Annotated in this window: 10 protein-coding genes; all 10 read right to left on the bottom strand. The window is 37.5% G+C overall.

Annotated elements, in window-relative coordinates; all coding sequences use genetic code 11:
* Positions 1-72: 72 nt before the first annotated feature.
* A complete protein-coding gene (locus KKC91_11175; protein ID MBU0479114.1) occupies positions 73-951 on the bottom strand; it encodes a ParB/RepB/Spo0J family partition protein in 879 nt (292 codons plus the stop codon).
* A 1-nt stretch (position 952) separates the two neighbouring features.
* Positions 953-1705 (bottom strand): AAA family ATPase, encoded by a 753-nt coding sequence (locus KKC91_11170; protein ID MBU0479113.1) that lies wholly within the window; start codon positions 1703-1705, stop codon positions 953-955.
* A gap of 17 nt (positions 1706-1722) precedes the next feature.
* The gene (locus tag KKC91_11165) at positions 1723-1911 is read right to left on the bottom strand and encodes a helix-turn-helix domain-containing protein (protein ID MBU0479112.1); all 189 of its coding nucleotides are present in this window, start codon (positions 1909-1911) and stop codon (positions 1723-1725) included.
* 176 nt (positions 1912-2087) lie between these two features.
* Positions 2088-4001 (bottom strand): UvrD-helicase domain-containing protein, encoded by a 1914-nt coding sequence (locus tag KKC91_11160; protein MBU0479111.1) that lies wholly within the window; start codon positions 3999-4001, stop codon positions 2088-2090.
* A gap of 24 nt (positions 4002-4025) precedes the next feature.
* Positions 4026-4919, bottom strand: a complete 894-nt coding sequence (locus tag KKC91_11155) for a hypothetical protein (GenBank protein MBU0479110.1) — start codon at positions 4917-4919, stop codon at positions 4026-4028.
* A gap of 21 nt (positions 4920-4940) precedes the next feature.
* Positions 4941-5435, bottom strand: coding sequence for a hypothetical protein (locus tag KKC91_11150; protein MBU0479109.1), 495 nt, complete (start codon positions 5433-5435; stop codon positions 4941-4943).
* A 1-nt stretch (position 5436) separates the two neighbouring features.
* On the bottom strand, positions 5437-5748 hold the full coding sequence (locus tag KKC91_11145; GenBank protein MBU0479108.1) for a hypothetical protein: 312 nt from the start codon (positions 5746-5748) through the stop codon (positions 5437-5439).
* 49 nt (positions 5749-5797) lie between these two features.
* On the bottom strand, positions 5798-7216 hold the full coding sequence (locus KKC91_11140; GenBank protein ID MBU0479107.1) for a hypothetical protein: 1419 nt from the start codon (positions 7214-7216) through the stop codon (positions 5798-5800).
* A 37-nt stretch (positions 7217-7253) separates the two neighbouring features.
* Positions 7254-8180 carry a hypothetical protein gene (locus KKC91_11135; GenBank protein ID MBU0479106.1) on the bottom strand — a complete coding sequence of 309 codons (927 nt, stop codon included), beginning with the start codon at positions 8178-8180 and terminating at the stop codon, positions 7254-7256.
* An 18-nt stretch (positions 8181-8198) separates the two neighbouring features.
* Positions 8199-8390: a hypothetical protein gene (locus KKC91_11130; GenBank protein ID MBU0479105.1), complete on the bottom strand. Its 192-nt coding sequence runs from the start codon at positions 8388-8390 to the stop codon at positions 8199-8201.
* Position 8391 lies beyond the last annotated feature (1 nt).

The following is an 8391-nucleotide window of genomic DNA, read 5'->3' as shown; positions in this document are numbered from 1 at the left end:
TAAATATTTTATAAATTAATTTCTTCATCTTTTAATTTAGTATATAGAATTTTCCCTATCTTACAACTAAATTTATTCCCCATATTTTCTACTTAATTTCTTTAATATACTAGCCAAATAAACGCCATCTATTTCTTTCTTTTTTCTATTAATATTAATATTAACTAAGTTTTGTTTTATAGCAACATTAACTGTAACTTCCTCGTTGTTAAACATAAATCTCTCTCTTTTATATTCTTCTTTCTTTCTTGTTTTTTTTAATCCCGTTTCAATATCTTCTCTTTTTTCTACTTTCTTTCCCAATTTAATAACACTATCTAAATATTTTAGTACAGAATTAGGGTTTTTATTATATGCTGTTGCAATTGGATCCAAAAGTCTAAAAGAGCTAATATGTGCACACTCACATTTTTCTTTTATTTCATTGGGTAATTTAGATATATTAATATACTTATTAACTGCTGACTTCGTCTTTCCAACTCGCTTCCCTATCGCATCCTGCTTCATATTAAAGTCTTTACTTAACTTACTATAGGCAATGCCGACCTCATAGATATTTAGGTTTTTTCTTTGAATGTTTTCAATTAACTGTTTTAAATAAACATCTTCGCGGCTCTCATCTTTGCCTTTAATGATTGCCGTAATTTTCTTCTTCCCGGTTGTAATGTAGGCCTTCGCTCTGCGTTCACCCAACCTAACTAAAAAATTACCGTCTGGAAGCTTGCACACAGTGATAGGCTCTAGCAGGCCAACAGATTTTATGCTTTCGGCCAATTCTTTTATCTCGAGATCTTCGGCGTCTTTACCATAAACACGAGGTTGGTTTTTATCAAAAACAATTTTATCCACAGGTATCTCGCGCAATTCGTCTTCTTTTTTGCCCTCAAGCACAGTTGGTTTAACCCAATCCAGCGGATCTCTTCCCAATCTCAGTTTCTTTTCTTTAGCCATATTATCTCTCCATTTTTACAACTTCTCTTGCTAATTCCATATAGTCCTCAGCTCCATAGCTATTATCTTTATACTCAAAAATCGTTTGACCATAACTTGTTGACTCAGCAAGCGATATATTGTCCCTAATAATAGTTTTAAACACCTTATTTTTAAAATGCTCCTTTACTTTTTCCGCAACCTCTTTGTGAAGATTTTTTCTTCCATCATATAGGGTGCAAATTACACCAGAGATAGAAAGTCTTTTATTAAGCCGTCGCTTAACAACATTAATCGTCTCAAGCATCTTACTCATACCCTGGAGCGCTAGATATTCAGTCTGTATTGCTATAAAAACCTCCTCTGCTGCAACCAACCCATTTAGCGTAAGCAAGCCTAAAGATGGTGGGCAGTCTATCAAGATATAATCATAGCCAACTAGACCTTCTAGGGCATCTTTTAAAAGCAGCTCTCTCCCGGCAATGCTTACCAACTCTATTTCTGCCCCTGAAAGATCTATACTTGTTGGCGCCACAAAAAAGTTATTCCTTTTAATAATTATATTTTCTATGTCCTTCCCGTTTTTAAAAACATCATAAATTGTTTCTTTTAGTTCATGACCCTTTATGCCGAGAGAATAAGTTAAGTTTGCTTGAGGATCCAGATCCACCAATAGGACCTTTTTCCCATTTTCAGCCAAGCCCGCCCCAAGATTAACTGTGGATGTTGTTTTACCAACGCCACCCTTTTGGTTAGCAAATGCAATGGTTCTCATTGTTTTAGTCCCTTGTTTTATTTTTTCAGGCCAATGAGTTTTTCCAAAGCAGGCCTCGATATATACCACTCTTTCCCTACTTTCTTAGCTTCAAGTTTTCCCTCTCGTATATATCGCCTTATTGTATCTTCTCCTAGATCTAAAACCTTCGCAGCTTGATCTACTTTATAAGCATCTGCATTTAATTCTATCCCGTCTTTTTGCATTTTGCACTCCTATATTTACCTGAACACAATACTAATATACCATTTTTTGTTTGTCAAGAGATATTTTAAAAGCTTATATGTCTTTATGTATAGCTTTTATTGTTTTAAATAGGAGAAAAGAGCATTTTTGTTTCTAAGCTTATAATGAAAGTTGAGCGCGCTCAACTTTTTGTTGGTCACTTTATCTTTCCCACTGTTTTCATCTCTTCCACAAATCGCGATGTTTTCATATCCTGCCAGCGGCCATAGATCCTTCTTCTCTTTGCCGAAGAGCAATATAATCTTTCCTGTGCTCTTGTCATACCCACATAACAAAGTCTTCGCTCCTCTTCTATATCGCTTTCGCCCGTTGATAGTTTCTTATGCGGCAATATATCCTCCTCCATACCAATTATAAAGCAAACCGGAAATTCCAGCCCCTTTGCGCTATGAAGCGTCATCAATGTTACAGCATTGCTTTTATTATCCCAGTTATCAATATCGGAAATGAGCGCAACTTGTTCTAAAAACTCTGCCAGGGCAGGAGACTCGCCGTTTTCTTCATATTCCGCTATCGCCGATATAAGCTCCCTTACATTCTCGATTCTTTCTTCTGTCCCAAGTAAATCTTGTCTTTTTAAATAATTAAAATAATCTAAATCTTCAATTAATTTCTTTAGCATTTCCGCCAAACTGCCCTCAAAACACTGATGCTTTCTTATAAAGCCAACAAAAGCGCTTATTTTTTCTTTCGTCTTTATAGGGATATCTATGTTGTTTAATTCAGATAATGCATTAAACAAAGATACACCCCGAGAATCCAAACGATCCTCTATCTTTTTCAACGAAACATCCCCAATTCCTCTTGCGGGCAAATTGATAATTCTTTTTAAGCTTATGACATCATTTGGGTTGGAGATAACCCGCAAATAAGCCAGTATATCCTTAACTTCCTTGCGATCGTAGAATCTCACACCCCCTACTATCACATAGGGTATGCTTCTTCGCCTAAGCGCGTCTTCAATTACCCTTGATAGCGAATGAATGCGATAAAAGACAGCAATGTCCTTACATGTTCCCCCCTGACTTAAGAAGTCTTCTATCTGCCCCGCAACGTATTCTGCTTCTTCAAGATCGTCTTCATTATTACAATATATCGGCATATCGCCTTGTATGTTTTTTGTCCAGAGCACTTTTTCTTTTCTTTCCCTATTGTTTTTTATAATATTGTTTGCTGATGACAATATTGCCTGCGTAGAGCGATAGTTTTCTTCAAGCTTTATTGTTTTTACATTTGGGAAATCCTTTTCGAAATTCATAATATTTGAAATATTCGCTCCCCGCCAGCCAAAAATTGACTGGTCAGGATCCCCAACAACAGCAATGTTCTTTTTCCCCACTGTTAACAGTTCCAAAAATATATACTGCGCATGATTCGTGTCCTGGTACTCATCTACAAGTACGTGCTGAAATTTGTTCCGGTACTTTTCAAGCACGTCAGGATATTTCTTAAAAAGAAATATTGTGTGAGAAATAAGATCTCCAAAATCCAGAGCGCCTATTTCTCGCAGCCGTTCATTGTATTTCTTATAAATTTTGGCCATGAGCTGCTGATAAAAATTATCAGCCATATCAAGATACTCTTTTGGGCCAATACAATCGTCTTTTGCTCTGCTTATTTTTCCACAAACAATTCCTGACTTGTACTTCTTTTCGTCTAAATTCAAATTCTTTATGCATTCTTTAATCAATGCTATCTGATCTGTTTCATCATAAATAATAAAATTTTTAAAGCTCCCAAGTAATTTCGATTCAGCTTTTAAGATCCTGAGACATATTCCGTGAAACGTGCCTAACCAAAAGCTGCTATATGAAACCCCTGGCACTAGAGATATAATTCTATTTTTCATTTCCCCAGCAGCTTTATTTGTGAATGTTAAGGCGAGAATATTATACGGTTTAATGCCGCTTTCCACTAGATATGCTACACGGTGCGTTAAAACCCTTGTTTTGCCGCTTCCCGCCCCGGCAACTATCAAAAGAGGGCCGTCTTTGTATATAACAGCTTCTCTTTGAGAGGAATTTAATAGTTCTAAATTTTTATGTGTCATTTCCCTTTCTCTCCATAAATAGCCCTACCTGTCTAGTCCATTAACAATTTTCTCTGCTGCTACTCGCAACGCCTTTTTATCTTGACTTTCTTGTTTCAACTGAGATTTGAATAAATCCATATCAATCAACTCTTCAACGTTTTCTCTAACTAATTGATGTAAAACTTTTGGATCAAGAGCATCAACTTCCCATGAAGAGTTTCCATGCTTTTGTATATACCAACCTGCGCGCGGATCTGTTATCTTTGCTGGATTTGGAGGAGGGCTAAATTTTTCTATCTGCTCTTTTGTTAAACCTATATGCCTAACCTCCGGATAAACTCCAAATTCTTCTAATCGCTCTCTTACATCTCTAATCATATCAAGCCCTGAAGGGTCATGATCCCCAAGATATAAAACACAAGTTTGTTTTTCTTCATCTTCATATCTTCTTAATCTTTCGTAAGCATCGTGCATTGCTGTGCAAGAACTATATCCTCTATTAACCATCAATTTAATATGATAATGAGAGGTAATTCTTTTTAGCACCCCGCTTAAAGCATCTTTCTCAACCCATAACTCAATATAAACTTTTTGTTCTTTCTGTCTATCCAGTCTGTATTGTGTAATTGTATCATTTATAGCGCCTTCAATACCAGCAACCCAATATGGCAAAAACGGTATTCTAATTCTGTCTTCAATAGCATCCCAATCAACAACGCCTGACATGCGACCATTCACAAGCAAAGTGCTTAATTTTGCATACTCAGCTTGGACATTTGGGATAATATCTCTTGATACAAGCTGATAATATAATTGTCTTAAAGTAAGTCTATATCCCTGCTGTGCATAGTCCTCAATTATTTCATTCACTGTTTCTAGCTTTGCCGTATTGGCTTTGCTTAAATGAAGCTCCTCTCTAAACGCTACTCGTGTCATTGTCTAGCTCCTCTCATAATTTTACAGGCAGCCTTGTTTCGTAATTTCTCCAAAAACTCGATCTTTCGGCTCTATAAAATCCATTTCCAATAACTTGAAGACATCAGCTTCCTTGGGACAACTCAATCTTTCATTCCCTCTCCAGAGATAACCTTCTCTTTGTCTCAGTCCTACTTCTCTGGTTTTAGTTCCCATGATCCATTTACTAAATTCCCACGGGCCGGTCCGGATTAAGAAGGTATTCCCCCAGTTTTCCCGGCTACACCAGAAGATGTCTATCTTCTCACCCTTAAATTTAATCTGAGAATTTCTTGAGGGGAATCTGCCCTTTATATAATGCTGCCGGTCCATAACGGTTTTTAATCCAAACAAGGCTTTCGGGATTGCGCAGATGTCTATATCCTGAATTTCTAACTCCCCTCTCCTTACGGATCCTGCGCTTTCAGTCCTCAAGCAAAAGGGGGATATCTGCTCCATAAAATCATGCGCTATTTTTTTGGCTGTTTCCAGTTTCATCTCATCCCCTCTTTTTGTTAGGATCCTTAATATGATTTTTAATGTTTTTTAAGCCTCGTTCGAACAGCTTGATTTCTTTTATTATCAGTTCATCCACCATTGCATCGTTTTTATCTTCTAGTTTCCCCTCAAATAAAAGTGCCAAGCGTTTCATTGACCTCAAACAAAAAGAAATCATCTTTCCCCACTTATCGCGCATAGGTATCATATCGTTTTTTGCTTTTTCTAAATGCTTTGTCATCCATTTTGCGAAATGCTTCAAATTAATTTCTTTTTCAAGGTCATCAACCTCTTTTTTAAATTTATCATCCATTTTTTACTATTCTCCATATTTCTTATATGTTTTTAGCCGTCTTTTGGCCCTATGCGGCAACAAGTTTCTCTTGCTGTGAACATTTATCCAAAACACCATTCAAATTCATTAATTCATCCATCGTCAAAGTTTCTATTTCTCCATAATGCAACGCTTCTCTTGCTTCATCTGCAACACTCTTCCCAAGTATCTTTTCAAAACCCTTTACTCTCGTCAACAAACTTTCATATTTAACATCTTTTTCTTCAACCTCTATCTTTTTGTCTTCAGTTTGCCCATTCGCCTTTTTAGAAAGAAACACCAACACTTTTCTTGCTGTCTCACTGTTGTCTGTTTTTCCCTTCGCAATGTAGTCAATATATCCCAGGTCTATTTCTGCTACTTCTTTCCATGTTTTCCCGTTATGAATTCCAAAAGTTAATTTTTGGTCAAGAACATCTTCAGAAATAACTACCTCCTCTTTTTCGCTATCTTTCTTTTTCCCCTGATCAGGTTTTTCTTTTTGCTCTTTTTCTACTGTGGGTTCCTGGGTGTTTTTTATCTTTTGTTTGTCTTCTTTAACGTCAGACACGTCATTCAACTTTAGGTCTCCATTATTTTGTTCTGTCTGAGAATGAGAGCCCGCCTTATCTGCCTTATTAACGTCATCCTTGGAGATTGTATCTGCTTTCTTAGCACCATTCTCGTCTTCTCCATTATTCGCCTCTGTATAGAGAACCGTATCCTTTCTATCATCTACTTCAGGAAATGACAACGTTGCTTTTTCAGGTGCAATAAGACCCAGCTTTTGCAGTTCTGAAAGGCTCTTGTTGAGATCTATTTTTAAAATATAATGTATTCTCATTGCCCCTCTATGTTGTATCTTCTGCGGCACCCTTCTCAGCGCGATTGGAATCATAGAATACCTGCCACACAACCCCTGTATCCAATCCAAAGCGGAATTTACGTTTACAATAGAGTGATACGAGGACGTATTCAACTGAAACACTCCCATTGACAGCTCAGGCAATAGCACTTGCAGACAGGCCAACCTTCTACAAGACGTTTTTGGCCCTTTTTGATACGGGCATTCCGGCCCCAAACACTTTACTACTAACTGCCCAAAATCTGACTTACCAATAACCTCTAGTCCCTCAGCATCCTCTCTTGAAACACATACCGCTCTTTCTCCGTCTCCTTTACACTTTAATCCTGCGTTTGTACCATATCTCTTGTAGTACTGCGGGAAAAAGCGATCTCTATCAGTTGGAGGGAACATTACATTGATAGACTTCGGTTTTTCTCCATATAGAGCATAAAATTCTTCCAGCAGTCTTTTATCGTCTGTCTTGCTTCCCGTATGAGGCTCTAAAATGAAATAATCTACTTCTTTTGGATATTCCTTACCACTTTCGGTCTTCCCTTTTAGCCCTAATCGAATATAACCCAGTCTCGGACACCTTCTTACATCGCTTATTCCCTTGATCATAACACACCCTCCTTTTGTTTTTATTATATTTCTTGTTTTATGCCACCTTGACTATCTTCTCTTGTTCCACATCATCTTCCTTATCAACAACAAGTTCCTTATAGAAGGGGCACGCAAAGTTTACAGGGCAGTAGAATAAACACCTTAGAGGTTTCTTGTCTCCGTTTCCCCATCTTTCTTCTTCCTTGCACGGCTCATCCCATTTCCCATCTGCCAATGCTTTTAAAAGCGCGTCCCGTTTCTGTTTGAAATATTCTCTCACCTCCTCATCAGGTAGAATTTTTACATCAAAATAATAAAGATTTTTATCCACACCCCTGCTTCTAGCTGCAATAGTTCCACCATCTCGAACAATCGCCTCAATCTTTATGCGATTTATTTTTATATCGTTACTTTCTACAAAGAGACGGTATCTGTTCAGCTGCAATTCCCATTCCCGCATGTCAACCTTATCTGGTTCCTGGACCAGAATCTTTTTTGTCTTGGGCTCATCCTTTCTTTCTCCACTCTTATAATATTCCCCTGTGAAAATTGTTTTTTTATAGAAACCCAATGCCTTTGAGACCTTAAAGCTTCCTGATGTTTTATAATCCCCAAGTATTGACAGCCCATTTTCTGTTTCTACAAAATCCGCGATCCCACTTTGCCCATCTTGCTCAAACTTCTGCTCAAGCAACGAAAGTTCATCTTCTACTTCCAATTTCGCATGGGAGCTTGTTCCTAACAACCTGAATGCCATTTGATCTATAGACAGCCCATAATCTACAGTTAACTGCAGAAAAGCCAACATTGTTCCATTAATCATCTGTGTTGTGCTAGGAGTTCCCTTCCATTCTCTTTGCCTGCTTGCTAATTTCAAGGTCGACCTGGAAGCGCAACGATCTCCCATACGGCACCCACCTTCTTTTAGACACTCACAAGGCTCTATTTTGCCCTCATCTGGGCATATAAACCATTTCATCATTTCAAATCCCTCCTCTTTTTATTTTTTTCTTGCCGGTAATCCCAAAAAGACATCATCTAAAAGTGTCTTTTTCCCCTTATTTCTCTTGACATGACCTTCTATTTTGTCCTGGAGATATATCTCCAGCCCAATAATATATCTTTTTGAAATTCGCATATTAGGATTGATTTCCTTTGCGTATTTCTTGAGCTTGCTTGGACTTATAATCACG

The sequence above is a fragment of the bacterium genome (assembly GCA_018812485.1).
GTDB lineage: Bacteria > JAHJDO01 > JAHJDO01 > JAHJDO01 > JAHJDO01 > JAHJDO01.
This window is presented reverse-complemented; position numbering and strand designations above follow the sequence as displayed.

Excerpts from the sequence above, each read along its gene's own strand:
- KKC91_11175 (MBU0479114.1), bottom strand. The coding sequence starts at position 951 with ATGGCTAAAGAAAAGAAACTGAGATTGGGAAGAGATCCGCTGGATTGG.
- KKC91_11170 (MBU0479113.1), bottom strand. The coding sequence starts at position 1,705 with ATGAGAACCATTGCATTTGCTAACCAAAAGGGTGGCGTTGGTAAAACA.
- KKC91_11165 (MBU0479112.1), bottom strand. The coding sequence starts at position 1,911 with ATGCAAAAAGACGGGATAGAATTAAATGCAGATGCTTATAAAGTAGAT.
- KKC91_11160 (MBU0479111.1), bottom strand. The coding sequence starts at position 4,001 with ATGACACATAAAAATTTAGAACTATTAAATTCCTCTCAAAGAGAAGCT.
- KKC91_11155 (MBU0479110.1), bottom strand. The coding sequence starts at position 4,919 with ATGACACGAGTAGCGTTTAGAGAGGAGCTTCATTTAAGCAAAGCCAAT.
- KKC91_11150 (MBU0479109.1), bottom strand. The coding sequence starts at position 5,435 with ATGAAACTGGAAACAGCCAAAAAAATAGCGCATGATTTTATGGAGCAG.
- KKC91_11145 (MBU0479108.1), bottom strand. The coding sequence starts at position 5,748 with ATGGATGATAAATTTAAAAAAGAGGTTGATGACCTTGAAAAAGAAATT.
- KKC91_11140 (MBU0479107.1), bottom strand. The coding sequence starts at position 7,216 with ATGATCAAGGGAATAAGCGATGTAAGAAGGTGTCCGAGACTGGGTTAT.
- KKC91_11135 (MBU0479106.1), bottom strand. The coding sequence starts at position 8,180 with ATGATGAAATGGTTTATATGCCCAGATGAGGGCAAAATAGAGCCTTGT.